Below are 22244 nucleotides of genomic sequence, written 5' to 3'. Positions count from 1 at the left end.
ATGGGGCGAGGGTGGGGGACCGTGGACCTGCTCGCAGATTAGCCGTGTCGCGAGCATCCGGCCCACGCCGCTGACGTGGACTTGGGCGTAACCAGCGCCATTGGTCGCGAACGGCCACGTAACGCAGCCAACCCCATGTGCGGGCAGTGCGGCCAGGAAGGCGGCTGGAGCTCCGGCGGGCGACTGGCGGCGGCCAACAAAATGGGGGTCACCATGCGTGTGCCAGCGCATGTAGTGCTTCCGACACATCTCCCGCGCCCACACCGACCCCTCACAGTCGGGAATGTGGCACCTACGGTCGAGCCGGCTCATGCCGCCCTCGCCACGCTGAGTTGCTCGGGCGAGACGCCGATCAGATCGGAGATCCAGTGCAGGACGTCCGACTTGGACTTGGCGAAGTCCACGCCGCCCATCGCCTTGCGTGACTGCGACCGGGCGCGGAACACCCGCACCACGGACTCGCTCACCACGACCAGGGCGTACTCGTCGACCTCACGGCGGAGGTTGGCGGCCCAGCGGGCGGCCTCGGCCTTGGACCCGCACACGTAGTCCTGAACCGTACACCAGCCGGTGGCGATCAGGGCTCGCTTCCGCAGGGCCTCGCTCGATGGGTATTCCGCCGCCAGGTGGTCGGGCAGCGTCTTCCACGCGGTCGCGATGAAGGCGAACTCGTGATTGTGGCTCCTCTCGGTGCGCTCCGGCTCTTCGGTCAGCCAGTACACGGCGCCGTCGGCGAAGCGCTCATCGAAGGCCTCGGCGAAACGGCGGGTCGGCACAAAGCCGAAGCCTCTCCGCTGGAACGACATGCTGTCCCGGCTCATGCGGCGAGCCTCCGCGCATGGTCCGCCAAGGCCGCGCGGCACTCCGCTGCGCCGGCCTCGGTCAGCCGATAGCCCTTGCCGCGATGGTTGACGTACCAGTTAGCGGGCATGTCGGAGGCGCGGAGCTGTGAAAGCGCGACGCATAGGCTCCCGCCCGTAGCTCCCAGCGTGCTGTACAGCTCGACGTGCGAGACGAGTTCGCCGTTGCGCTCGTACAGCAGCGCCAGGACGCGCCCGGCGAGGCGCTGGACACCCAGCCACTCGGCGAAGATGGCGCCATTGGCGACGATTTGAGGCGGGACCGTCGTCACAGCGTCGCCTCCTCCAGCACGTCGAAGCCGGGGATCTGCCGCTTGCCCTCGCGCACGTCGCGGTCGGCGAGCTGCTGCAGGAAGGCCGTCAGCGCATCCGGCTGGGTGGAGGCGTAGTGGATCAGCGCCGCCTTCCGGTCGGTCATCACCGCCCGGTAGGTCTTGCGCAGGCCGATCGCGCGGCCGTCGCCCTTGGCGTGGGCCTTCTCGCGGCCGACGGCGTTCGCCGCCGACTCCGCGACGCGGGCGTCCTGCACCATCGCCTCGGCGGCTTCTCGGGCCTCGAGGTTGCTGGCGTCGGCCGCGCGCATGGCGTCCGCAGCGGCCTTGGCCTTCGCGGCGGCCTCCTGCCGAGCAGCCTCCTCGCGGGCGCGCCGCTCATCCTCCAGCTTCCGCAGCCAGGGAGTCAGCGTCGCCTTCAGCGCCGCGAGGGCGCGCGGGATGGCGCCGGTCTTAGTCTTCGTCTCGGCCAGGAGCGGCGCGTACTTCTCTTGAATGCGCGCTTTGGCTTCATCGTGAGGCTTGGCCTCCTCCCGGCGAGCGTCGTCCGCAGCCTTCTGCGCTTGACGAAACTCGTCGATCAAGCGCGCGACGACGTCCGCTTGCTCCTGGTTCTCAATTTGGGCGCCGTCGCACCATGCGCGCGCCTCCACCATCAGATCCGAGACGTGGACGCTGATGGCCTCGAAGGGCGCCGGCTCAGGAGGATTGTTGTGGCCAATGGGGGCGATAGCGTTCATGCCCAAGCCTTTCGCCGGAGGATGTCGCTGACGTGGGCTTGGCAGACGCCAAACTCCGCAGCCAACTGGGTCTGGGTTCGGGTGTTAGCGAGCGACCGCATTTCTGCGACCTGCTCTGCGGTGAGCTTCGCCATCGGCGCGCGCTCTCCTGTGAGCATCGTCCCGTGGACGAAGCGATCCCGCTGATTCTCGGACTTGGTCGCCCACCGCAGGTTGGCGAGGCGGTTGTTGTCGCGACGCCCGTCGTTGTGAGCGCCCTCGCAACCGGCCGGGCAGGGGCCCACGAAGGCGGCCAGCACCAGACGGTGGACCAGTTCGTAGTTGCCCTTGCCCATCTCTGCTCGGAGATAGCCCGTCCGGTCGCGCTTCAGCTTCAGCGCTGCGCCGCGGCGGAACATCACCCACGGCTTCCCGCGACGGAGTGCCGTGACGTAGCGATCCAGCGACCGCACGCCGCCCTCGGACGAGACTTGGTAGCCGGGGTATCCCGGTGCGTCTCGCCACTCCTCCGCGACAGTGGGGGTGACCGCGTTCACAGCGTCACCTCCGCGAGGTCGCCAAACGACGCGCCGGCCGGGAGGGTGTCTTCGCCGCCGCCGGTGGCCTGCTGCTGCACGGCCTCCTCGGAGAGCTTGGTGACGTGGGCCTGAAGGGCCTCGATCTCGGCGTCCCGGCTGTCGTCCTGGCGGTTCCGCTGGAGGGCGAACAGGGCGTTCGTGGCGTGCCGCAGGTTCATCGAGCTGATCTCGACGGGACCTTTGCTGCTGGAATTGTAGTGCGTGGCCGTCATGGTGCGGCTCCTCAGTCGAAGTTCGGAAGGTCGTCGTCGCCGATGCCGAAGCCGTCGTCCTGAGGCGGCTGAGCTTGGGCGCGGCTGCTGATCGGACGCTCGGTCGGCGGGGGCGGGGCGGGGTTGTTCAGCTCGGCGGCCGGCGCGTCGGCCTGGAACTTGGCCGCCAGCCGCTTCATCTCTGCGACGACGCGGGCGTAGGTCGGGCCATCCATGACGCCCTTCCATCCGTCCTTGTTCTTGGCCCAGGCCTCGGCGAACAACTCCTTGGTGGCGCAGCCGCGCAGGAGATTGATCGCCAGCTCCTCGGCGGTCGCCGCAGGCTCTTCGTTGTGCGCGTGAAGGTCGCCCTTGTGCCAAAGGTCCAGGGCCGCGCCGAAGCGCATGGCAGCGTTGCGGAGCGCGTCGCCGATCAACTCCTTGATCGCGTCGCCGCCCCTCTTGCCGTCCGCGGCGCCGTAGCCCAGGCGGGAGACGCCGCAGACGGTGAGCTTGATCCAGAGGCCGCCGTTCGCGTCCAGCGCCGGCAGGCCGTCGCGGGTCGCCAGAGGTTCCCAGGACCACATCGGATCCACGTCCAGCAGGCGGTCGGTCAGCGCGGCGTGGCCGACGTAATCCAGGTGCACGGCGTTCGGATGATGATAGCCTTCGCAGACGCTGCACTTCGCGGGCCAGCGACCGGCGTCCTGCTCCCGCTTGCGCTGCTCAGCCTGCGCCTTCGTTTCCTTAGGCAGCTTGCTGATCTGGTTGTCGGGGAAGGGGGCGCGCAACAGCGCCAGCCCGGCAAGCGTCGGATCGGTGATCTCGACTTCGGGGTGAAGCTTGGTGACTTGCTTGTTCACGGCTCAGCTCCGGTTGATGATGGACAGGATCGTCGAGACGCGCTGCTGCTCGTCGTCGATGAAGCGGCGTGCGAGGTCGCGGACGCCCACCGGCTGGGCGGGGTTGTCGGAGACCTCCGAGGCCAGCGCGCATGCCCGCTCGATGGCGGAGATGAACTCCTGGCGCTGGGTGTCCGACAGGCGCAGGACTTCGGCCTGGGCTTCGCGGATCAGGTCGGCGACGGAGGGCGTTCGGCCGGCGCGCGGCAGGCGGGTGACGGTGGCTTCGCTCATTGCGGCGCTCCGGCAAGGCCGCAGTAGCCGCCGAGTACGACGGCGCGAGAGATGCCCGTCTTGGCGCTGGTGGCGACATCGCGCCACTCGCGCCACGCCATGCAGGCAGAGCCGATGCAGAGAATGTCGTCGTCGGCGCCGTTCGCGCCGTTGTTACGCGGCCCGCAGCAGGCCTTCGTCTTGGCTTCGTCTTCGGTCATGCGGGGACTCCCATGAGTTGGACAGCGAAGATCAGCAGCGCCAGCAGGGCGCCGATCCGAGCGAGTTCGGCGGCGTACCAGGACAGCGGGCGCATCAGCGGGGCGCTCCTCCGAACTGAGCCGCGATGTGGGCCTGGATGCGGGCAGAGTGCTCGCTGGTCCGATGGCCGTTCGTGGTGCGGCAGAACTCGCCGGCCGACGCCTCGCACTTGGGGCAGGGCGTCTGGGTGACGGCGGGGATCGCGGCGAGCGGCTTGCCGGCCCGGGTGAAGGAAGCGGGAGCGATCATCGTCCCGCTTCCCGGTGATGGATCAGGCCGTCATCGGCGAGGAAGAGGGTGAGGGGCGGGAAGCCCTCATCGACCTCATGGCCGCCCTGCCGGTTCTTCCAGAACAGCGCGCCCACGCGCTCGCCCGTGACCCGACCGCGCCGCCGCTCACAGTCCCCCAGCATCGCCTCTAGGGTGGCGGGGGAGAGGTCGGAGAAGCGCGGGAAGCGAAGGTCAGCAGCGGGGCCGACTGCGGGTGCGTCAGCCAGCGCCGCCCGGACGTACCCTTGCTGGAAGGGCGTGAGTTCGTCCCAGGTGAGGAAGCAGGTCCGAACGCCGTTTGGAGCGACAAAGCCAGGCGTGGCCGCGTCGAGCGTGTAGGGTCCGACCGCGCCGCTCGTATCGAGTTGGAAGTCAGCCATCACGCGACCTCCGGCTCAGGAATGGACACGCCCAGAGCGGCACATCGGGCCCCGGCGAGGTTGGCCCTGGCGAGGTTGGCCCTGGCGAGGGGCTTTCGCTCGGCAACCGCCCACTTGACCGCGAGGCCGATCCTCACGCCAAGCGGCGTCGTCTCGTCGGCGTCGATCTGCGCCGTAAACATCACCTCGCCGGACCACCTGTTGGTGATGGGCTGGTCGATGAGCGTGGCTTTGTGTGACATATCAGGCGGCCTCGCGGATGGCTGGCCGGGTGTCCGCTTCGCGGGCGTACTTCACGACCAGATCGATCAGGAAGTTCTGAAAGCCCCGGCTCTCGTCGGCGAAGCCCTGCGTCAGGTGCAGGTGCTCTTCGAGGATCGTGCCGATCAGGAAGTTGCCGCCGCGGTTGAGCGTCAGGCGCGAGAGATAGATCTTCTCGTTGCGCGCAAGGCCGAACACGTCCGGCCCCAGGGTGTCGGCGACGACGATCTCGTGCGTGACGGTGAACCCGATGCGGGCCAGGAACGCCTTCGCGTCATCAATCTCGCCGGCCTCGCGCTTGGTCAGCTGGACCGGCTTCACCCGCGCCTCGCGCTGAGCCCAAGTCTCGGCCGCGGTAACCGCCGAGGGGAGGATGGCCGCCGTGCCCTTGCGTTCGCACAGTTCGAGCGTCGTTTCGGCGAACGTCTCGCAAGGGCTGCTGAAGCTCAGACCCTTCTCGAACCCTTGCGAGGTGAGCGCCTGCTCAATGACGGCGCGGTCATCACAGTTGGCCAGCGTGTGGGACACCCAGGACGGCACGACGTAGCTGTCCTTGAGTGTGCGGTCCTCAGTCAGGGTCACGCTCCCGATGAGGTTGTAGGTGAAGGCCGCGGTCTGCTGCAGCCGCCCCACCAGCACGCCCCTGTAGTAGATGCAGGAGCTGGCGCCGGGGTGGACCTCGACCAGCACGCCTTTGTAGAGCGGCGCGGTCTGCAAGAAGTAGCGCTCGCGCTCCTGCGCCGCCTCGGCGAAGGCTGCGCCCTCCACCCAGATGGTCGTGTGGCCGTCCGAAGGATCGGCCTCGGACGTCCAGATGTCGCCGCCCTCGTCGAGGCAGTTCGAATACAGCTCGCGGAAGACCTGCCAGGTCTCCCAGTGGGCGCCGAGGTGCGTGGTGAAGCCCAGGCGTTCCCGGCCCTCAGGTCCGGTCATGTAGATGAAGTCGAAGTCTTTGCCGCGAACGGCGGTCGCCTCCTTGGCGAAATCGTAGCGGTCCAGGCCGCGCCAGATGGTGATCTTGTGGCCGGTCCGAAGCAGGCACGCGACGGCGTACTTGAGCCCTGTGCCGAACATGCCGATGGGGGTTTCGCCCTCTTTGGCGCTGACGCCCATCGTGGTCACGGCCTCCATGGGGATGAGGCCGGGGTTCGTGAAAGAGACGAAAGCCATGGTCAGGCCGCCTTGTTCTGTGTGAAGAGTTCGATCCCGCCGGCCGCGACGTGGGCGCTGCTGAGATCCAGGAAGGCGCGCTTGGCGCCGCTCCGGTGGAAGATGTCGAGAAGGGCTTCCCGGTCGCTCTCGCTCAGCAAGAAGCAGCCGCCATCCGTGACCCAGAACACATCTGAGCCTTGGACCTCGTAGGAGCCGAAGCGTTGGGGGCGGGGCGCGACCATCAGAAGGCCTCCGCGCGGCGTTCTTCCCGGCGACGCTCCATGGCGTCCTCGTGGGCGGCGATCTCGTCCTCGGCTGCGGCTTGGAGCAGCTCGGAGAGCAGCGCGTCGGAGCCGTGGATCTTGTCGATCAGCCGGTCGGTGAACTCGATCAGCGCCGGCATCGACTGCGTGGCCGCCCAATCGGTCGGGAAGCCGATCTCCTGAACCTCGACTTCATCGGGGTCCGCCGGCTGACCGCCGCTGGCGTAGCTTGGGCCTTGCTCGGGCGCGCCCCACGCGACCGTGTAGATCACGTCGACTTCACCTTCCCAGGTCGGCTCATCGCCGCCAAGGCTCAGGCTCAGGGTGTGGGTGTAGCGGCGGGCCATGACTAAGCCGCCTTCGCTTGCCCGCCGACCATCACGGCCAGCAGGTTGTGGGCCTGACGGACGGCTTCAGTCGCCGGGGGATGGGAGATGCTGTCGAGGACCCGGCGGGCGCGGCGAGCGTCAGCATCGGAGGGCGTTCCACCGTCCGACATCGACCGGCCGTAGATGGCCCGAAGCTCTTCGCTCTCGTCGAACAGCCCCATTTCACCGATGGCGACCGCGATGGCGAAGAACCGGCCCTGAGGGCTGGCCTTCCAGTCGGCGCGGGCCTTCACCTGGCGGCGGGCTTCCGCGTCCATCGCCTCATCCGACATCGGCCGGAAGGGGACGTGATCTTCGATCAGGCCCTTGGCGTAGTCGGCTTCATAGGCCCGGCGGCGGAAGGCTTCTCGGGCCTGGACCTGGGCGCGGGCGACTTGGAAGGTGTGGGGCATCTCGGTGATCCCTTGGTGTTGGGATCATGATGCAAAATGCATTCGACAGGGTCAAGTGCAAAATGCATCACAACAGCCGAAACGAAAAAGCCCCGCCGGTTAGGGCGGGGCTCAGAATGTCCGGGCGTCCGCTATCCAGCGAATCTCGCTATTAGCGCCAGTCCACCAGTGATGCCGCCGACCGTCAGGGCGACAATCGCCAGGCCCGTCGCCAGCCATTGCCAGCGCCACGTGTCGAGGTCCCTCTTGGTGGGAAGCTCCACTAACTTCGCCAGGATCGCCTTTTGGTCGCCCCTGATCTCATCAAGGTCGCGCCGCACGTACTCCATGTGCGCCTCCAGGCGAGTAACGCGACTGTCCATGTCATTAGAATCGCCGCCGTCGCTGGAAGTTTCAAGGGGCGGCTTCGGATATATTCGGGTTACGTTATCTGCGGTCGGGTCGAACGATCTCTGCTCGCTCATCTGTCCATCCCCGGTATCCTCGACAGCTCCTCGCGCAGCTTCTCCAGGCGCCGCTCCGCGTCAGACAAGATCTCCGCGCGGTCACCACCTTCGCCGCCAGCAGCAGAAAGACGTCCCAGGATGACTGTAATCTGTAGGAAGAGGCGGTAGACTTCGCTGCGGGTGGGCGGCGCGAGCAGCCACGCTTTCTCTTCGGGGCTGAACTTCGCCCAAGGATCGGGCTCTTTCTCGGCCATGGGGGCTAACGAGCCGAGGTAAAGGGCTGCAGAAGGCGGTACTTGATCGAGGTGTTCGTCGCCTCGATCACCTCCAGGCGCGCGCCCTTGGTGCCGATCGTCGATCCCTCTGAGAGGTCGAAGGTCAAATCCTGCGAAAACGCCGGCCGGGCCAGGTCCGCGGAGAACTCCCGATAGCTGATCTTGAGCGTATTACCCGACTTGCCCTGGTAGAGCAGTTCCTGGCGGAAGTTGGCTGGATCTACCCGGGTCAGGTCTGTGACCACGAAGGCCGCGTTCGCCTTCCGAAGCTGGTCCTCAGTCATGCAGTAGTTCGGCATCGGCGAGGGAAAGCCGAGCACCGGCTGCATTGTGGCCGGCCCGCAGTAGGCGGTTTTGCCACCGAATGGCATTGCGAAGAGCTGGTCCGTCGCGAAAGTGATCTTGGACCCGAACGGGCCGGCGATCTGGTTTCCGCCAGTGAGGCGGGCCCCAGGGAACCTCGTGGCCACCTCTACCTCAAACAGAGGCTCCCCGATCTCGCGGGTGCTTACCTGCCCTACGTCCGGCCGGGTGTAGCGGCTCTGCGTCATTGTCGGGCCGGGTGTGGTTGCGCAGCCTGCTAGGCTCAACGCAGTGGCGAGTGCGATGGCGTGCTTGATCATGGCTTACCGCCCCCTCTATCTCGGCGTCATGCTCTTAACCCGCGCAGCCCACACGACCTCCTCGTCGGGCATGGTGGGTTCGGTGTTCGATTCCAGATGGTAGACGCCTGGCGTGCGCGCTGGGCGTATTCGCTTCACGAGGACGCGCCCGTCGGGCAGACCCACGACGCAGAGACGCCCGTACATGTCTGGTGTGACTGGTGAGCGGACCTCGTCATAAAAGACCAGCCAGCTCTCAAATAGCGGCCCGAGGCTCGTTCCACGAATTTCTACAGCGACTGTCTGGGGCGTGGCATTGTCTGGCGCTTCAACCTCTCCAAGCCCCTCGTCTGCGCTCGCGTAGTAATGCGCCTCGGCGCCCGCTCCAACGTAGCCAACGAGGGGCACATAGCCGCGTGACGGACGCGCGGTTATGGTCGGCGGCTTCGGGCCTTCGCGGCCGTAGAGCAGCCACTCTGGCGTCACCCTGAAGAAATCGGCGTATTGTTTCGCCTTGTCGGCGCGGAAGCCCCGCAAGCCGTTCTCGTGCTGAATGTACGAGGAGACGGGCACATTCATCGCCTCGGCCGCCTCCTTGGCGGTCGCAAAGCGACGCTCCCGCGCCTGCTTGAGTCTGTCCCCCGGCCCCTGCACCGCGACAGAGTAGCGGCGAGAGTGATGCAAAAGGCACTTGCCTTCCTGTAGTGCAGAATGCATCATGGCCCCCGATGCGGACACACGAGCAAATCATCAAAGAAGCTGGGCCCCAGGTGCTGGCGGACAGCCTTGGCGTAAGCGTTCACACGGTTCGTTCGTGGGCGCAGCGGGGGGCGATCCCTCATGACCGCTGGGCCGCACTGATCGCGGCCGGCTGCACCACGCTCGAGGAACTCTCGCCGGAACTCGCTCGCGTGGTCTCTGACCAACAAGGCGCTGCAGCATGAGCGCCCTGGACCTCTTCGGCATGATTGGCGGCCTGTGCGGCTACGCAGCAGCCATCATCACCGTGCTTGATCGCATCGCGGCCAAGCGGTGCGCAGCGAGCTGCTGTGTCGATTTCGATGCTCGCGCCGACCTCATCCTGGGCGACCACAACCCGCCCGATGGGGAGGCCGCCTAGATGGAAACCCCCATGTCCCAAGACCCCAAGGACGCGCTCGACGCAGCGCTGTACCTCACCGTGGCCGAGCGCTGTAAGGGCGCGTCGTTCGCGGCGGCCGGTGAGCTTGGCGAGTTGCTCGCCATTGCCGCCGACCTCCTGGCTGGGGCGGTGCGGCCTGAGCCCGCCGACACCGAGCACTGGAAGGGCGTGGATGGCAGCGTCCATGGCGTTGCCTTCCACCCGCTGGCCGGCGGCGAGCCCCGCACGCTCAAGGGCGCTATTCCGAAGGTTCCTCCCCAAGACTGCGGAGGACCCGATGCAGCGTAGCGCGCGCCACGGCGACGTCTTCCGCCACATCCCCGCTCGCCAAGCCGAAGACTTCGACCTTGAAGTTCTGAACCACCGGATCGGGCATCTGGCCCGTGTCGACCGCAAAGGTGATGAGCACCGTTGCGGCGCCCGTTTCGGCGCTTCGGCCGTAGTCCACCCGAGCAAGTTCGATCCCCGCCATTCCCCCGCGCTCCCGCTGTCGATGAACAGCGTCACCGGAGCACACCCGAGCCATAGCGACAATCGCCATCTGCGCGCCAACCGCCCCCCCCGTCGGTGCGCAGAGCCCCGCCGGCCGAAGACCTCCCCGGCCGGCGGGGCCATCCGACCCGCGCGCACCGATCAGAGGGCCACTCTGGCGCGCGAACCTTCGACCGCTGGCCGTATTGAGCGTCCGGCCAGCGGTCGCCTTCCTTCGTCACGGTTTCAGGGCTGCGGCCACTTCGACCGCCAGCCGCTTCACGTTGTCCAGGTGCTTCTCAGCGAGCTTTCCGAAGCCCGCCGCAACCGCCGGGTCGCGCCGGATGTGCGTCCGGTAGGCCGCGGCCAGGACCGCCTCGCCGAGCATCACGCCCAGCAGCCTGTCGACTTCGTCCAGCTCGTCCACGCCCAGTCCCTCGCTTCTGCGATGGGCGCACCTTTTACGCGCGGCCTGCAACCCGTCACGGGAAAGCTGAGCCGGAACACCCCCGGAACATCGCAATGACCCCCCGTGAGCACGCGCGGCTGGCCCGCTCCCTCATCGAAGCCTGCGGAGGCCTGGAAGAGGCTTCGCTCGCCTGCCGGGTGAGCAAGTCCAAGCTGTCGGCCTACCAGACCCCGCACGACCCGCTGTTCATGGCGGCCGACGTCATCGCGGACCTCGAAATCTACTGCGGGCGCCCGATCTACTCGTCCGCCCTGGCCGGGCGCTTTGATCCGCCCCGCGCCACTGGCGACCTCAGGGATGCCGCCTGCGACTTCGCCGAGAAGGCCATGGACGTGCAGCGAGTTGCGCGTGAGGCCGAAGCGGACGGCGAGTGGTCTGCCTCGGAGATCGAACGTCTCGCGAGGGAAGAGCGGGAAGCGGCCGACGCGCTTGAGCGCATCCGCGCCCTCCGCCGCAACGCCGAGCAACGCCTGCAGCCCCGCCTCAAGGCGGTCTGACGACTACCCCCGCACCCGCGCCCCAAGAGCGCGAGGCGGAAAGCATCTCGACTGAGGGGCCTAGCGGTCCAGCCCCAAGCACCAGGACCGCACAGATAGGGGAGGGCTTCGATGCCCCGCAAAGCCTCGCTCGCGCAGAAACCCGACGGCCAAGCTTACGAGTTCCCCGGCCGCACTGGCGCCGAACGCGCCGCTGCGCGTCTCGCTGCGAAGGTTCGCGCCAACGCCGAGTTCTACCGCAACACGCCGGCGCCGCCGATCAGCCGCCAGGTGCAGCGGTTCAATGCGCGCAAGGGCCGCTGACCATGCCCTCCGCCCAGCACAGCATCTTCGGCGACGAGGCGGTGAAATCGACCGTTTGGTCGTCCGCCGAGGTGAACGCGCTCGCCGAGCTCTACGCCATCGGGATGCCGATGGAGATGATCGCCAAGCGCCTCGGACGCGGGAAGCCTGCCGTGAAGCTGCGCGTCTTCAAGCTCGGCCTCCGCCGAGACCCGGCGCGCTTCGGTGAGTTCCCACCCCTCATTGCCCTGGCCGGCGAGCGCTGGCGGCAGATCGAAGGCTATCCGAGCTACTACGTCTCGGACCACGGCCGGGTCCTGGCGATGACGGCGAAGGTCGGCACGCTCCTTAAGCCCCTGCCGGATGAGTACGGTTACTTCCGGGTCTGCCTCCGCACGAACGATGAGGGCTGTGACGTCCAACGCCACATTCACGTCCATCGACTCGTCGCCCAGCACTTCGTGGACGGCTTCGAAGTGGGTCGGGAGGTCGCGCATGGCGATGGCGTCAAGTCCAACTGCCACTACAAGAACCTGCGCTGGGCTACCCCGACGGAGAACGCTGCAGACAAGCGTATCCACGGGACCCACCTGATCGGCGACAGCCATCCGAATGCGCAGTCGGCCGAGTACCGGCGTCAGCGCATTCCCGTGATCCATCGGCTGAAGCGGTGTCTGGCGAGCGGAATGTCCGCCCGCTGCGCCGCTCGCGAGGTTGGCGTCAGCTACACAACGGCGAAGAACGTGAAGTCAGGCAAGGCCTGGCGGGACGTGGCGGCATGAGCGGCGCTTCATACCCCTCGTCTGCCGGCCATCGCGGCGTCTCCACGTCGATCGAGGCCGCCGAGGCTCTGAAGCCCTGCGTGAAGACGATCCAGGCCCAGGTTCTCGCCGCGCTTCGCGTGCGGCCGATGACCTCCTGGGAGGTGGCGCAGTACCTCAAGCTCCCGTTTGAGACGTGCCAGCCTCGCACGAGCGAACTTCAGGCCCTCCATCTGATCGAGGACAGCGGCCTTCGCGGTCCGGCGCGCAGCCCCAACCGCACGGCGATCCGCTGGCGGGTGACGGAGCGTGCAGCATGACAGCCTGGACCCCTGAGCGCGTGGAGTTGCTGAAGGCGCTCCACAAGGAAGGCCGGTCGGCCAGCCAGATCGCGCGGGCCCTGGGCGAGTTCTCGCGCAACGCCGTGATCGGGAAATGCAACCGCATGGGCCTCGGCCCCATCGGTGGGGGCAAAGCCTCGGCGCCGCAGCGCCTGAAGGCCTACCACCCCGCTAAGCCGGGTGTCCGCAAGCCCAAGCCGAAGCCGACCAAGCCCCGCCTGGCCGTCGCCGGCAACGGGACGGTCTTCGAGGTTGCCGAAGCTCCGCCGCCCCGTGTGGTGGTCGACCGGACGGAAGCCTTCTCCCCGCTGCCGGGTACGGAGCCGGTGCCGTTCACCTCGCGCACCTGGAACCAGTGCGCCTGGCCGGTCGGCGGGGAAGGGGCCGACACCCTCTGCTGCGGCCAGCCCGCCCCCGAGGAAGGCCCCCGCAACTGCCTCGTCCATCGCGAGATGGCCCGGAACAAGCACGCGAAGAAGTACACCCCCGCCCAGTTCGTGCGGGCCATGCGTCGCTGGGCGGCCTGACCATGGAAGCCGCCGTCCAAGCCGCCATCGAACGCGGGGCCGTCACCGGGGCAACCCTGGTCGCCCATCGTGACGCGGTGATCCACCACCTCGGCGCGGTCCTGCGGATCACGGGCGAGGACGGACTGCGAGCCCTCGCGGCCGGCGCGGCTGAGGCGGCCATCAACGCCCACAAGAACCCCATCCACCCCGAAGGAGGCGTCTGACCCTATGGGCGCTGAAACGAAAATCGAATGGGCTGACCACACCTGGAATCCGTGGATCGGGTGCCAGAAGGTCGGCGCCCCCTGTGACTTCTGCTATGCCGAGGAGCTGATGGACGTGCGCTATGGGCGCGTCGTCTGGGGGCCGCATGGCGAGCGCGTCCGCACTTCGGATGCGACCTGGGCCAATCTCCGCAAGTGGAACGCTGCGGCCGAGCGCGCGGGCGTGCGCCGGCTCGTCTTCTCACTGAGCCTGGGCGACATTTGGGACAACAAGGTCCCGCCGGAGTGGCGTCGGGACGCCTTCGATGAGGCGCGGAAGTGCCCGAACCTCATCATGCTCTACCTCTCCAAGCGGATCGGAAACGCCGTCGAGATGGCGCGCGAGGCTGGCGGCCTTCCGCCGAATGCCGCGCTGGGCTCCACCTTCGGAGATCAGGCCGACTATGACCGCGACCGGCTGAAGCTGTTTGACGCCGCTCGCGAGCTGGGGGCGCTCTTCACGTTCGGCAGCTTCGAGCCTCTGCTCGGCCCGGTGATCCTCGATCGCTTTGCGCCGGACTGGATCATCGTGGGCGGTGAGAGCGGCAAGAACGCGCGCCCGATGGATCTCGACTGGGCCCGCTCGCTGAAGCGCCAGTCGGCCGAGCTGGGCCGCGTCTTCAACTTCAAGCAGGTCGGCGGCCGCGGCAAGGACAAGGGCGGCCACACCCTTGACGGCGAGACCTACTTCGACCGCCCGAAGGTGGCCGCATGACCTCCCGCATCTCGGCCAAGCCGGACTATGTCCTCCGCTGCTTCGAGCGCATCGACGGCACCTTCACCATCGTCACCCGCCAAGGCCACTCCGGAATCTCCCAGGAGAAGATGGAGGAGGGCGACCGGGTCGTGATCCGCGGCGAGAAGGCGGAGCGGCCATGAGCGAGCCCTGGACCCGCAAAGAGATTATCGGCGACGCCACGCTGTACCTGGGCGACTGCCGGGACATCCTGCCGACGCTCGGCAAGGTGGACGCGGTTGTGACGGACCCGCCGTTTGGCGTTGGCTTCAAGTACGCCAGCCACGACGATCGGCCCGAGGCCTACGAGGGCGGCTACGGCGTGTGGCTGTGGTCGATCATCGAGGCGGCCGAGAGACTGCTACCCGCTGGCGCGCCTGTCTTTGTATGGCAAGCAGGGCCGCACATCCGACACTTCGGCGAGTGGTTCCCGCGCGACTGGCGCCTGTTCGTTGCCGCTAAGAACTTTGTCCAGATGCGGCCGACGGCAATGCAGTATGCTTATGATCCCGTCGTGGCGTGGTGGACGCCTGGCGCCAAGCCGTGGGCGGCGGGCACGGCCAGCCGAGACTTCCACATCGCCAACACGGCGCCGGTCGTCGCAACGCCTCAGAACATCGAGAAGGGCCATCCGTGCCCGCGTCCGGTAGATCAGGTCGGTCACATAATCGACCAGTGGGTTGCTCCCGGTAGCGTCGTTCTAGACCCGTTTACCGGTAGTGGAACAACCGGCGTGGCGGCGGTTCGGTCCGGGCGAGCCTTCGTCGGATGTGAGATGGAGCCGGCGTATTTCGACATCGCCTGCCGCCGGATCGAGGAAGCCTACCGCCAGCCGCGCCTGTTCGACGAGCCCCCGCCCAAGCCGGTCCAGGGCTCCATGTTCGATGGGGAGGCCGCATGAGCAACTCCCCCTTCACCAAGGAGGAGGATGCGGTCCTCCTCGCCAACCGGGGCAAGCTGAGCGCGGCTGAGATCGGCCGGAAGATCGGCCGCTCGGCGGATGCTGTCCGCCGCCGCTGGCGTAACCTTGGCCTCACGGCCACCAAGCCTCTGACCGACGCCGAGAAGCGCAAGCTGGCCCTGGTCGGCAAGACCGACGCTGAGCTGATCCAGCTCCACCTTCAGCAGAAGGGCGTGACGGTCTGTCCGCCGGCTCTGGCGACGGGCCTCGGGGCCTACGAGCAGGCGACCGGCTTCACCGCCCAGCCTGCAGCCCACCTCTCGTACCGTGAGCGGCAGCACCAGCAGATCCAGGCGCACCAACGGCGCCACCAGCAATCCAGCATCTTCGGGGATGAGGCGGCGTGACCATCACCTTCGGCTCATACTGCTCCGGGATTGAAGCCGCCTCGCAGGCCTTCAAGCCGCTCGGCTGGGAGCCCGCCTTCTTCTCGGAGATCGAGGCGTTTCCGCGCGCGCTGCTGGAGCAACGCCACGGCGCCTATGACGTGCGCCGCCCGAAGGGCGACGGTCAGGTCCCGCTGTGGGGCGACTTCACCGCCTTGCGCCCGCGCCACTTCCGCCGGTTCGGCATTACCGCCCCCGACGTGATCTGCGGCGGCACGCCTTGCCAGGCCTTCTCTGTCGCCGGCGCGCGTCAATCCCTTTCCGACGCCCGCGGGAACCTCACCCTCGAGTTCATCAGGCAGGTCCATGCAACACACGCTCTTCGACGATCCCTCGGCCTACCTGCCCCCATCGTCCTCTGGGAAAACGTCCCCGGCGTCCTCAACACCAAGGACAACGCCTTCGGCTGTTTCCTGGGAGGCCTTGTCGGCGCAGATGGTCCCCTTGAGGGACTCGACCACGGGGGACGGTGGCCGAGTGCGGGTATGGTTGCCGGGCCACGGGCACGGGCGGCTTGGCGGGTTCTCGACGCTCAACACTTCGGACTCGCCCAACGACGCAAGCGCGTGTTCGTTGTCGCGGATCTTGGAGACCGGATCGATCCCGCGGCGGTACTTTTTGAGCGGGGCGGCGTGTCGGGGCATCCTGCGTCGCGCCGAGAAGCGGGGGAAGGCGTTGCCGCCCCCATTGCAGCAGGCTCTCCAGGCGGCAGCGGCTATCGACTAGACGCGGACACAGCCGAGAACCTGGTGGCCGGAACCATCGGGGCCTCAGCCGGTGACTGGAGCCGAGACGACATCGGCGAAAGCGTGATCCCGATCCTTGATGGGGCCAAGGGTCGAACCGACCGGCGCGGCTCTCGGGACGGATCGGCTATCGGAGAGCCCGGCTCGCCCATGTTCACTCTTCGGGAAGGGTCTTCCCACGCGATCGCGCACGCCTTCGACGCGCGACAGTCGGACGTGATCCAGTATGGTGATCAGAGCGGCCCGCTCGATACGGATGGGCACACCATCGGCGTGCTGGCGTTCGGGATCACGCGAGATGCACTGGACCGCAGTGGCGAAGGCGCTGGCGGAACGCCCGGCGAGCGCTCCGGTCTGGGCATCTTGGAGGACGTTGCCCAGACTGTGAAAGCCAAGGGGCCGGGTGCCGTAGCCATGGCGTCAACCGCTGAAACCATGTACGGTGTGAGCCATGCCAATGCCTCGCAAACCGGACCCGATCAAGCACTGCGAGCACTGCGGGAAGCTGTTGGCCCGGAAGCGTATTCCGAGTGGGGCCTTGGAGTCCTTGCTGCACTTTGGCCGGCGGAAGTTCTGCGACCAGAAGTGCATGGCGGCGGCCTTCGACGCGCGTCCGACCAGCGGGACGAGTTGGGCGACCACGCACCATCACGCCCGGAAAGAGGTTCCACCGGGCCCGTGCAGCGTCTGTGGCAAGCCGGACGCGTCGGACGTCCACCACAAGGATGGCAACCACCAGAACGGCTCGCGGTCGAACTTGGTGCGCATCTGTCGGAGTTGTCACATCAAGGAGCATCGCCAGCGCGGTTCCTGCTCGGTCTGTGGCGCTCCAGTGAAGGGCTTGGGCTTCTGCGAGAAGCACTATCAGCGCTTCAAACGGCATGGCGACCCGAACGTCGTGAAGGTCAATCAGCACCGCTGACCTCCGCAGTCAGACGTCTCACCCCAAGGGAGTGTGAGCGTTTGATGGGCTTCCCCGACGACTACACCCTGATCCCCTGGCGCAAGGGCATGGCCCCTGACGGCCCACGCTACAAGGGCCTTGGCAACTCCTGGGCCGTGCCGGTCGTGGCCTGGATCGGCCGCCGCATCGATGCCCAGCTCCGCGCCAGTGAAGCGAGGGCCGCCTAATGTCCCTCGCCCTACGAGAAGACCTGAAGGACAGGGTTCTGAGGGACTCCCGGGACCTGTCACGTTCGGTCGGCGGGCCATTGCCAGCTGCCAACCTTGCTCACGGGCTCCCTGCGGTGGGCGCGGTGTCTCCGCGTCCCCAGTTTTCGCGAAATCACCAAGTATTCCACAGGCACGGCGCAGTCATCCCCACCGCACGTAGGTCGAAGCGGGGGACAGTTGGCGCATGAGCGAACAACCGAACCGCGACGAGACCTGGCTGGCGCATCGCATGGTCAGCATCGGCGCCCGCAAATACGGCGAGACGACTGAAGGCCGGCGCTCCGCCGCCCTGATGATCGCCCGCAATGCCATTCGCCTCGCCCTGTCCGAGGCCTCCGAAGCGGAGGTCGGCCAAGCGATCCTGCAAGTCCTCCAAGAGAAGAGCGCCGCAGCGTGATCCGCGAAGCCGACCCCTTCAGCGAGCACATGGAAGCGGTCGCCCGCAAACTGCTGGGCGATCCGAACAAGCACCTGTCCACGGGGCGGGAGCTGCGCTTCGGCTCGCGCGGGTCGGTGTCCGTCGATCTCGACAAGGGGTCCTTCTACGACCACGAGGCCGAAGCCGGCGGTGGCGTCCTGGCGCTGTTGGAGCGCGAGACGGGCCACAAGGGCAAGGACGCGATCGACTGGCTCCGAAAGGAGGTCGGCGCCCACTTTGAAGAGCGCGAGCCGCCCAAGGCCGAGAAGCCCAAGGGCAAAGGCCGCATCGTCGAGACCTACGACTATGTCGATGAGAACGGCGAAGTCCTGTTCCAGGTCTGCCGGATGGAGCCGAAGGACTTCCGCCAACGCTGCCCCGACGGAGCGGGCGGCTGGTCCTGGTCTGTCAGGGGCGTGCGTCAGGTGCCGTTCCGGCTTCACGAACTGCAGGCTGCCATCGCACGAGGCGAGACGGTCTATGTCGTCGAGGGCGAGAAAGACGCCCTGAATGGCGCGAAGGAAGGCCTAGCCACCACCTGCAACGCGGGCGGGGCGGGCAAATGGCCGGCCGAACTCACCGAGCACTTCCGCGGCGCGGACGTCGTGATCCTCCCGCACAATGACACCGCAGGGCGGAACCATGTCGGCGTCGTCTCCGCCGCCCTCCGCGGCGTCGCGGGGCGGGTGCGCTATCTCGAGCTTCCGGACCTCGGCCCCAAGGGCGACCTCTCGGACTGGCTCGCGATGGGCGGCGACCGGGAACAGCTCCTAGAGCTTCAGGAGCGCCAGTCGAAGGTCTGGGCCCCTGAACCGCCCAAGAGCCGGTTCGGCGCGATCGCGTTCAACGACATCGACGGCGTGTCGATCAAACAGGACTGGCTCGTGGAAGACCTGATCTTCTGCGGCGACGTGGGTATGGTCTACGGCGCCTCCGGTTCGGGGAAGTCGTTCCTCACCGTCGAGATGGGCCTGAGCATCGCCCGCGGCGTGCCGTTCCTTGGCAAGAAGACCCGTCGGGGCGCGGTGCTCTATCAGGCCGGGGAGGGTGGAAAGGGGCTGGTCAAGCGCCTGAAGGCCTATCGCCAGGAACACAGCGTCACCGGTGACGTGCCGTTCGTCCTGTTGCCCGAGCGGGTCAACCTGTTCGCCAAGCCGGAGGAAGAGGAGGGCGACCTTGAGGCCTTCCTTGCGGAGTGCCTGGCGTGGCGGGCGGCCATGCCCGAACCCCTGTCGTTGATCGTCATCGACACGTTCAGCACGGCCTCTCCCGGCGCCAATGAGAACGCCTCCGAGGATATGTCCCGCCTGATCCGCGCGGGCGAAGCCATCAACAAGGCCACCGGCGCCGCGCTCATGTGGGTCCACCACAAGAACGCTGCAGGTGACCGCGAACGGGGGCACACCAGCCTCCGAGCGAACATCGACACAGCCATAGAGGTGACCAAGGACGAAGAGAGCAAAGTCAGAACCGCCCGCCTGGTGAAGCTGAAGGACGGCGAGGATGGTCTGAGGCTGGGATTCGAGCTGCACCCCGTAACTGTGGGGACCTATGACGACGGCAAGGAGATCACCTCGTGTGTGGTCACCCCCGCCCAGGTCGAGACGGAGCGGGCCGGCGTCCGATACCTGCCGAAGGGCCAGGCCAACTTCCTGAAGGTGCTGAGCGCGGCGATTGCCCAGTACGGCGGGCAGATCCCAGGGGACAGCCAGTGGGGCGTCGACTGGGACCACTTCCGCGACCTCTACAAGATGGTCTGCGGCGCCGGAAAGGAGCCCGGCGCAATCCGAACGGCGCTGAGCCGCGATGGTGACGCCCTGTGGCGAGCCGATCTGATCGGGCGCCATGACCGGTGGCTCTGGGTCACCGAGAAGGGGATGCGCCACCTATGAACCGGGAGCGTTACGAGCGTCACGCCAACGTCACGGTAACACCGCGTAACGGGGTCTCCTCGTGCGAGAGCGCCCTCGCGCGGAGTTATAATCTCAAACCTATACAAGAGGTTACAAACCCCCGAAGGGTTTGTAACCCTCTACCCCAGACTCACAGTTCCGGGTCAGCCGAACGCGCGATCGGGGGCAACCTCTGCGACCTCGACGGTCGGTATCTGTCGCTCTACCGCGGCCTCGTTCCCGTGCCGCCCCGGCGCCATCGGCCGTGGCGGGAGGAGGCGGCCGAGATCGCCGCCAAGCACGGCATCACCGTCGACCAACTGCTGTCCCGCAGCCGGTCGCGCCGCGTCACCTGGCCCCGTCAGGAGCTGATGTGGCGGATGTGCGCCACCCGGCGGATCAGCCCGGCGCGCGTCGGACAACTCCTCGGCGGCTGGGACCGCACAACCGTCCGGCACGCCGTTCAACGCCACGAGGCGCGGCTCTCGGGAGGCGCCGCATGACCCGCTCTTGTGAGACCTGCGAATGGGCCCGCGACGAGATGGGCGAGCCTGACCGGCTGGCCTGTCGCGAGGGTCCCGACCCGACCCCCGTGCGCCCTGACCACTGGTGCGGTCGGTGGCGTGCCGCCGAGAAGATCATCAACCCCCAGTCGAGAGCGAAGCCGTGAGCCTCGTCGATCACATCCCTCCCTCGCAACGCCGGGCCTTCCAAGAGGCCATCCGCAAGGCCGCCTGGGACGCCCAACGGTGCATCGGCGCGATCCGCAACCGCCTTCACCGACCACTCGTTGGCAGGAACCCGCGCCTCGAACGCGTCGCCGACGGCCTCTGAACACCACCCCACATCACCGAGAGCCCACACCATGACGAAGACCGCTCTGAAATCGAACCCCCGCATGAAGGATGAACTGGCCATCCGTCAGCTCGACGCGATCCTGCGGATGCTCCGCTCGAAGATCGAAGGAGACCCCAAGCGCTATGGCGGCCTGGGAACGAAGCTGACCCGCGCCGAGCGCTCCGTGCTCGACGGCCGGATTATCGACGCTCGTGAGCAGATCATCGAGATCGAGCGCACGATCGAGGAGAAGGACGAAGCCGCCGCAACCCAGGCTCAGCTTGCCGAGCAAGAGCGGCTATCCGAAGCGCGTGGTGCGCCGACGTCGAAGGCCGAAAGTGGCGTCGCCACGCGAGACGGCTGGCTGTGGCTCATCGGCAAAAAGCGGTTCAGCGCGGCTCGCGTGGAGTCGGGCCGGATGTTCCGGGAGAAGTACGAACGCGCCCACGCCGCGCCGGTCAAGTCGTGCCTGGCTGACGGTGGCGGGGGAGGAGATGCGAACCCGGTGGCTTCGAACTCGCACGCCCGGTTCGAGGTTCAGGGTGTCCGCCTGCACATGGAAAGCTCGGTCGGCCACACCACGGCCGGCGCCCTGTTCACGCTTCTGGAGGCTGTGGTGGGTCGCGGCGAGACGGTGCGCCAGCTCGCGAAGGGTGACGACCGCGCGGCCGAGGCGAAGGTGGTGGAACTTGGCTTCGCGCTGGACCTGGCGGGGGTCTATCTTGGGGCTGTGCGAGCCTGATCAACAAGGGCTTGCGGTTTCCGCGCAAATCACGGCACATAGTGGTCAAGGTCGCTTCGCGCGCCTGAAAGAACCCCGGCCTCCGCGTCGGGGTTTTTCTTTGGCCGCAAGCTTTGCCTGACAGATCGCGCCGCAGCCCTTGGGCGACCAGCGGCTCCACCTTCGCCAGACCACGACCGACACACCCACAGGCCTTGCTACGCCCACAGTCGGTGCAGCGCCTGGCGAACACCTTGGGCTCCGAGCCCATCCAGAGCCGCCCCGTCGCCTACGGCCCTAGTGGTCGCCGCCACCCGCAAGGGCGCGGATGCGGGGCGGCTCTCCCCCACAAGCGAGGATGCGAATGGCTCGACGCTTCCAGCATCGCCGCCTGCGGCTGGAAGAGGCCAAGGCTTTCGTCGCCGAGCACCACAGGCACCACAGGCCGCCGGTCGGCCACATCTTCAGTCTGGGCGCCTACGAGGGCGACCGGCTCTGCGGAGTGGTCATCGTCGGCCGGCCTGTGGCGCGTCATCGGGATGACGGCTTCACGGCTGAGGTCACCCGCCTCTGCACCGACGGCACGAAGGATGCGTGCAGCTTCCTATACGGCTGCGCGGCCAAGGCTGCGATGGCTCTCGGGTTCCAGCGGATCGGCACTTACACGCTCGCTCGCGAGAGCGGCGCAAGCCTTCGGGGTGCGGGCTGGGTTCCGATAGCCGAGGTGAAGGGGCGCAGCTGGAATTGCCCCTCCCGGCCGCGCGCCGACAAGCATCCGACCGAAGACAAGATGCTCTGGGAACTGGCCGCCTGATGGGTCTCGTCCCCACCACCATCACCGACCGCAAGGGCCGGACCTGGAGCTACCAATACGGCAGGCTCTACGCTGACGACCGGGGAACCCTCCGCCACATGGACAGCCTGAGGCGCTAGGGAGCCTTCCACTCGCCCTTGAGCCGGGTCTTGAACGGCTCGGGCTTGGGCGTTGCCGCCTTACGCTTGGCCTCCGGCTTGGCCGCGGGCGGCGAGGGCTTCGATGCGACGCCGAGACCGAAGTCGATTAGCGCCAAGAGGGCGGCGTGCCGCTTCAGACCTCGCGCCTTCGCCCATTCGTCGACTTCGGCGAGCAAGGCGGCGGACGGTCGAATGGAGATCGGCGGCGTCTTCGGCTGGGCCATTTTGTGTATTACATC

Annotated in this window: 43 protein-coding genes and 1 pseudogene; 22 read left to right on the top strand and 22 right to left on the bottom strand. The window is 67.3% G+C overall.

Features of this window, described 5'->3' with window-relative positions; all coding sequences use genetic code 11:
• Positions 1 to 308 precede the first annotated feature (308 nt).
• The 19 genes from ACO2Q0_RS02895 to ACO2Q0_RS02805 all read right to left on the bottom strand — a co-directional run bounded on the left by ACO2Q0_RS02895 (position 309) and on the right by ACO2Q0_RS02805 (position 9164).
• Positions 309 to 821, bottom strand: a complete 513-nt coding sequence (locus ACO2Q0_RS02895) for a hypothetical protein (RefSeq protein ID WP_423349968.1) — start codon at positions 819 to 821, stop codon at positions 309 to 311.
• Positions 818 to 1132, bottom strand: coding sequence for a hypothetical protein (locus tag ACO2Q0_RS02890; protein WP_423349967.1), 315 nt, complete (start codon positions 1130 to 1132; stop codon positions 818 to 820). The genes ACO2Q0_RS02895 and ACO2Q0_RS02890 overlap by 4 nt, the downstream gene beginning before the upstream one ends.
• On the bottom strand, positions 1129 to 1872 hold the full coding sequence (locus tag ACO2Q0_RS02885; RefSeq protein WP_423349966.1) for a hypothetical protein: 744 nt from the start codon (positions 1870 to 1872) through the stop codon (positions 1129 to 1131). The genes ACO2Q0_RS02890 and ACO2Q0_RS02885 overlap by 4 nt, the downstream gene beginning before the upstream one ends.
• Positions 1869 to 2408: an NUMOD4 motif-containing HNH endonuclease gene (locus ACO2Q0_RS02880; protein WP_423349965.1), complete on the bottom strand. Its 540-nt coding sequence runs from the start codon at positions 2406 to 2408 to the stop codon at positions 1869 to 1871. The genes ACO2Q0_RS02885 and ACO2Q0_RS02880 overlap by 4 nt, the downstream gene beginning before the upstream one ends.
• Entirely contained in the window at positions 2405 to 2662 is a 258-nt protein-coding gene (locus tag ACO2Q0_RS02875) for a hypothetical protein (RefSeq protein ID WP_423349964.1), read from the bottom strand. Before ACO2Q0_RS02875 ends, ACO2Q0_RS02880 begins: the two co-directional genes overlap by 4 nt.
• 11 nt (positions 2663 to 2673) lie before the next feature.
• The gene (locus ACO2Q0_RS02870; RefSeq protein ID WP_423349963.1) at positions 2674 to 3504 is read right to left on the bottom strand and encodes a hypothetical protein; all 831 of its coding nucleotides are present in this window, start codon (positions 3502 to 3504) and stop codon (positions 2674 to 2676) included.
• A 3-nt stretch (positions 3505 to 3507) separates the two neighbouring features.
• The gene (locus ACO2Q0_RS02865) at positions 3508 to 3777 is read right to left on the bottom strand and encodes a hypothetical protein (RefSeq protein WP_423349962.1); all 270 of its coding nucleotides are present in this window, start codon (positions 3775 to 3777) and stop codon (positions 3508 to 3510) included.
• On the bottom strand, positions 3774 to 3977 hold the full coding sequence (locus ACO2Q0_RS02860; RefSeq protein ID WP_423349961.1) for a hypothetical protein: 204 nt from the start codon (positions 3975 to 3977) through the stop codon (positions 3774 to 3776). The genes ACO2Q0_RS02865 and ACO2Q0_RS02860 overlap by 4 nt, the downstream gene beginning before the upstream one ends.
• Before the next feature lie 94 nt (positions 3978 to 4071).
• Positions 4072 to 4266, bottom strand: a complete 195-nt coding sequence (locus ACO2Q0_RS02855; RefSeq protein WP_423349960.1) for a zinc finger domain-containing protein — start codon at positions 4264 to 4266, stop codon at positions 4072 to 4074.
• Positions 4263 to 4667, bottom strand: coding sequence for a hypothetical protein (locus ACO2Q0_RS02850; RefSeq protein ID WP_423349959.1), 405 nt, complete (start codon positions 4665 to 4667; stop codon positions 4263 to 4265). Before ACO2Q0_RS02850 ends, ACO2Q0_RS02855 begins: the two co-directional genes overlap by 4 nt.
• The gene (locus tag ACO2Q0_RS02845; protein WP_423349958.1) at positions 4667 to 4909 is read right to left on the bottom strand and encodes a hypothetical protein; all 243 of its coding nucleotides are present in this window, start codon (positions 4907 to 4909) and stop codon (positions 4667 to 4669) included. Before ACO2Q0_RS02845 ends, ACO2Q0_RS02850 begins: the two co-directional genes overlap by 1 nt.
• A gap of 1 nt (position 4910) precedes the next feature.
• Positions 4911 to 6098: a hypothetical protein gene (locus ACO2Q0_RS02840; RefSeq protein WP_423349957.1), complete on the bottom strand. Its 1188-nt coding sequence runs from the start codon at positions 6096 to 6098 to the stop codon at positions 4911 to 4913.
• A 2-nt stretch (positions 6099 to 6100) separates the two neighbouring features.
• Positions 6101 to 6322 (bottom strand): hypothetical protein, encoded by a 222-nt coding sequence (locus ACO2Q0_RS02835; protein ID WP_423349956.1) that lies wholly within the window; start codon positions 6320 to 6322, stop codon positions 6101 to 6103.
• The gene (locus ACO2Q0_RS02830) at positions 6322 to 6690 is read right to left on the bottom strand and encodes a hypothetical protein (RefSeq protein WP_423349955.1); all 369 of its coding nucleotides are present in this window, start codon (positions 6688 to 6690) and stop codon (positions 6322 to 6324) included. Before ACO2Q0_RS02830 ends, ACO2Q0_RS02835 begins: the two co-directional genes overlap by 1 nt.
• A gap of 2 nt (positions 6691 to 6692) precedes the next feature.
• Positions 6693 to 7124, bottom strand: a complete 432-nt coding sequence (locus tag ACO2Q0_RS02825; protein WP_423349954.1) for a hypothetical protein — start codon at positions 7122 to 7124, stop codon at positions 6693 to 6695.
• A 131-nt stretch (positions 7125 to 7255) separates the two neighbouring features.
• The gene (locus ACO2Q0_RS02820; RefSeq protein WP_423349953.1) at positions 7256 to 7588 is read right to left on the bottom strand and encodes a hypothetical protein; all 333 of its coding nucleotides are present in this window, start codon (positions 7586 to 7588) and stop codon (positions 7256 to 7258) included.
• Positions 7585 to 7824, bottom strand: a complete 240-nt coding sequence (locus tag ACO2Q0_RS02815) for a hypothetical protein (RefSeq protein WP_423349952.1) — start codon at positions 7822 to 7824, stop codon at positions 7585 to 7587. The genes ACO2Q0_RS02820 and ACO2Q0_RS02815 overlap by 4 nt, the downstream gene beginning before the upstream one ends.
• Before the next feature lie 5 nt (positions 7825 to 7829).
• Entirely contained in the window at positions 7830 to 8468 is a 639-nt protein-coding gene (locus ACO2Q0_RS02810) for a hypothetical protein (RefSeq protein WP_423349951.1), read from the bottom strand.
• A 15-nt stretch (positions 8469 to 8483) separates the two neighbouring features.
• Positions 8484 to 9164: a LexA family transcriptional regulator gene (locus ACO2Q0_RS02805; protein ID WP_423349950.1), complete on the bottom strand. Its 681-nt coding sequence runs from the start codon at positions 9162 to 9164 to the stop codon at positions 8484 to 8486.
• A gap of 11 nt (positions 9165 to 9175) precedes the next feature.
• On the opposite strand from ACO2Q0_RS02805, the gene ACO2Q0_RS02800 reads away from it, so the two are divergent.
• From ACO2Q0_RS02800 to ACO2Q0_RS02790, 3 genes are read left to right on the top strand one after another with little or no spacing between them, the layout of a single operon-like run.
• Positions 9176 to 9391, top strand: a complete 216-nt coding sequence (locus tag ACO2Q0_RS02800; protein ID WP_423349949.1) for a carph-isopro domain-containing protein — start codon at positions 9176 to 9178, stop codon at positions 9389 to 9391.
• Positions 9388 to 9567, top strand: a complete 180-nt coding sequence (locus ACO2Q0_RS02795) for a hypothetical protein (RefSeq protein WP_423349948.1) — start codon at positions 9388 to 9390, stop codon at positions 9565 to 9567. Before ACO2Q0_RS02800 ends, ACO2Q0_RS02795 begins: the two co-directional genes overlap by 4 nt.
• Complete coding sequence (locus ACO2Q0_RS02790; RefSeq protein WP_423349947.1) at positions 9568 to 9876, top strand: hypothetical protein; 309 nt, start codon at positions 9568 to 9570, stop codon at positions 9874 to 9876. It abuts the gene before it with no gap.
• On the opposite strand, the gene ACO2Q0_RS02785 is transcribed toward ACO2Q0_RS02790, so the two are convergent.
• Both ACO2Q0_RS02785 and ACO2Q0_RS02780 read right to left on the bottom strand, forming a co-directional pair.
• Positions 9827 to 10060, bottom strand: a complete 234-nt coding sequence (locus ACO2Q0_RS02785; RefSeq protein ID WP_423349946.1) for a hypothetical protein — start codon at positions 10058 to 10060, stop codon at positions 9827 to 9829. The two genes, ACO2Q0_RS02790 and ACO2Q0_RS02785, sit on opposite strands and share 50 nt — an antisense overlap.
• Before the next feature lie 237 nt (positions 10061 to 10297).
• A complete protein-coding gene (locus ACO2Q0_RS02780; protein WP_423349945.1) occupies positions 10298 to 10486 on the bottom strand; it encodes a hypothetical protein in 189 nt (62 codons plus the stop codon).
• A 95-nt stretch (positions 10487 to 10581) separates the two neighbouring features.
• Between ACO2Q0_RS02780 and ACO2Q0_RS02775 the strand changes: the two genes are divergently transcribed.
• The 19 genes and pseudogenes from ACO2Q0_RS02775 to ACO2Q0_RS02685 all read left to right on the top strand — a co-directional run bounded on the left by ACO2Q0_RS02775 (position 10582) and on the right by ACO2Q0_RS02685 (position 21865).
• Entirely contained in the window at positions 10582 to 11025 is a 444-nt protein-coding gene (locus tag ACO2Q0_RS02775; RefSeq protein ID WP_423349944.1) for a hypothetical protein, read from the top strand.
• A 111-nt stretch (positions 11026 to 11136) separates the two neighbouring features.
• A complete protein-coding gene (locus tag ACO2Q0_RS02770) occupies positions 11137 to 11328 on the top strand; it encodes a hypothetical protein (RefSeq protein ID WP_423349943.1) in 192 nt (63 codons plus the stop codon).
• A gap of 2 nt (positions 11329 to 11330) precedes the next feature.
• Positions 11331 to 12089, top strand: coding sequence for an NUMOD4 motif-containing HNH endonuclease (locus tag ACO2Q0_RS02765; protein WP_423349942.1), 759 nt, complete (start codon positions 11331 to 11333; stop codon positions 12087 to 12089).
• Complete coding sequence (locus tag ACO2Q0_RS02760; protein WP_423349941.1) at positions 12086 to 12388, top strand: hypothetical protein; 303 nt, start codon at positions 12086 to 12088, stop codon at positions 12386 to 12388. The genes ACO2Q0_RS02765 and ACO2Q0_RS02760 overlap by 4 nt, the downstream gene beginning before the upstream one ends.
• Complete coding sequence (locus ACO2Q0_RS02755; protein ID WP_423349940.1) at positions 12385 to 12936, top strand: GcrA family cell cycle regulator; 552 nt, start codon at positions 12385 to 12387, stop codon at positions 12934 to 12936. Before ACO2Q0_RS02760 ends, ACO2Q0_RS02755 begins: the two co-directional genes overlap by 4 nt.
• Positions 12937 to 12938: 2 nt before the next feature.
• Positions 12939 to 13142 (top strand): hypothetical protein, encoded by a 204-nt coding sequence (locus ACO2Q0_RS02750; protein WP_423349939.1) that lies wholly within the window; start codon positions 12939 to 12941, stop codon positions 13140 to 13142.
• A gap of 4 nt (positions 13143 to 13146) precedes the next feature.
• Entirely contained in the window at positions 13147 to 13896 is a 750-nt protein-coding gene (locus tag ACO2Q0_RS02745) for a DUF5131 family protein (RefSeq protein ID WP_423349938.1), read from the top strand.
• The gene (locus ACO2Q0_RS02740) at positions 13893 to 14060 is read left to right on the top strand and encodes a hypothetical protein (protein WP_423349937.1); all 168 of its coding nucleotides are present in this window, start codon (positions 13893 to 13895) and stop codon (positions 14058 to 14060) included. The genes ACO2Q0_RS02745 and ACO2Q0_RS02740 overlap by 4 nt, the downstream gene beginning before the upstream one ends.
• Entirely contained in the window at positions 14057 to 14818 is a 762-nt protein-coding gene (locus tag ACO2Q0_RS02735) for a DNA-methyltransferase (RefSeq protein WP_423349936.1), read from the top strand. Before ACO2Q0_RS02740 ends, ACO2Q0_RS02735 begins: the two co-directional genes overlap by 4 nt.
• A complete protein-coding gene (locus ACO2Q0_RS02730; RefSeq protein WP_423349935.1) occupies positions 14815 to 15225 on the top strand; it encodes an AsnC family protein in 411 nt (136 codons plus the stop codon). Before ACO2Q0_RS02735 ends, ACO2Q0_RS02730 begins: the two co-directional genes overlap by 4 nt.
• Positions 15222 to 15650 (top strand): annotated as a pseudogene (locus ACO2Q0_RS02725) (DNA cytosine methyltransferase); the annotation flags it as partial. The gene ACO2Q0_RS02730 and the pseudogene ACO2Q0_RS02725, both read left to right, overlap by 4 nt.
• 811 nt (positions 15651 to 16461) lie before the next feature.
• On the top strand, positions 16462 to 16932 hold the full coding sequence (locus ACO2Q0_RS02720; protein ID WP_423350516.1) for an HNH endonuclease signature motif containing protein: 471 nt from the start codon (positions 16462 to 16464) through the stop codon (positions 16930 to 16932).
• Complete coding sequence (locus ACO2Q0_RS02715) at positions 16821 to 17141, top strand: DNA cytosine methyltransferase (RefSeq protein WP_423350515.1); 321 nt, start codon at positions 16821 to 16823, stop codon at positions 17139 to 17141. Before ACO2Q0_RS02720 ends, ACO2Q0_RS02715 begins: the two co-directional genes overlap by 112 nt.
• 226 nt (positions 17142 to 17367) lie before the next feature.
• Positions 17368 to 17580: a hypothetical protein gene (locus tag ACO2Q0_RS02710; RefSeq protein ID WP_423349934.1), complete on the top strand. Its 213-nt coding sequence runs from the start codon at positions 17368 to 17370 to the stop codon at positions 17578 to 17580.
• On the top strand, positions 17577 to 19493 hold the full coding sequence (locus ACO2Q0_RS02705; protein ID WP_423349933.1) for an AAA family ATPase: 1917 nt from the start codon (positions 17577 to 17579) through the stop codon (positions 19491 to 19493). Before ACO2Q0_RS02710 ends, ACO2Q0_RS02705 begins: the two co-directional genes overlap by 4 nt.
• Positions 19494 to 19735: 242 nt before the next feature.
• Complete coding sequence (locus tag ACO2Q0_RS02700) at positions 19736 to 19996, top strand: helix-turn-helix domain-containing protein (RefSeq protein ID WP_423349932.1); 261 nt, start codon at positions 19736 to 19738, stop codon at positions 19994 to 19996.
• Entirely contained in the window at positions 19993 to 20163 is a 171-nt protein-coding gene (locus ACO2Q0_RS02695; RefSeq protein ID WP_423349931.1) for a hypothetical protein, read from the top strand. Before ACO2Q0_RS02700 ends, ACO2Q0_RS02695 begins: the two co-directional genes overlap by 4 nt.
• Before the next feature lie 195 nt (positions 20164 to 20358).
• Positions 20359 to 21072 carry a hypothetical protein gene (locus tag ACO2Q0_RS02690; protein WP_423349930.1) on the top strand — a complete coding sequence of 238 codons (714 nt, stop codon included), beginning with the start codon at positions 20359 to 20361 and terminating at the stop codon, positions 21070 to 21072.
• Positions 21073 to 21415: 343 nt separating this feature from the next.
• Positions 21416 to 21865 carry an XF1762 family protein gene (locus ACO2Q0_RS02685; protein WP_423349929.1) on the top strand — a complete coding sequence of 150 codons (450 nt, stop codon included), beginning with the start codon at positions 21416 to 21418 and terminating at the stop codon, positions 21863 to 21865.
• Between the two features lie 115 nt (positions 21866 to 21980).
• Here ACO2Q0_RS02685 and ACO2Q0_RS02680 read toward each other — a convergent pair whose 3' ends face one another.
• The gene (locus ACO2Q0_RS02680) at positions 21981 to 22229 is read right to left on the bottom strand and encodes a hypothetical protein (protein ID WP_423349928.1); all 249 of its coding nucleotides are present in this window, start codon (positions 22227 to 22229) and stop codon (positions 21981 to 21983) included.
• Between the last annotated feature and the right edge of the window lie 15 nt (positions 22230 to 22244).

It is taken from the genome of Phenylobacterium sp. VNQ135 (genome assembly GCF_049445735.1).
GTDB lineage: Bacteria > Pseudomonadota > Alphaproteobacteria > Caulobacterales > Caulobacteraceae > Phenylobacterium.
Note: the sequence above shows the minus strand (reverse complement) of the source record. Positions and strands in the feature narration are given on the sequence as shown.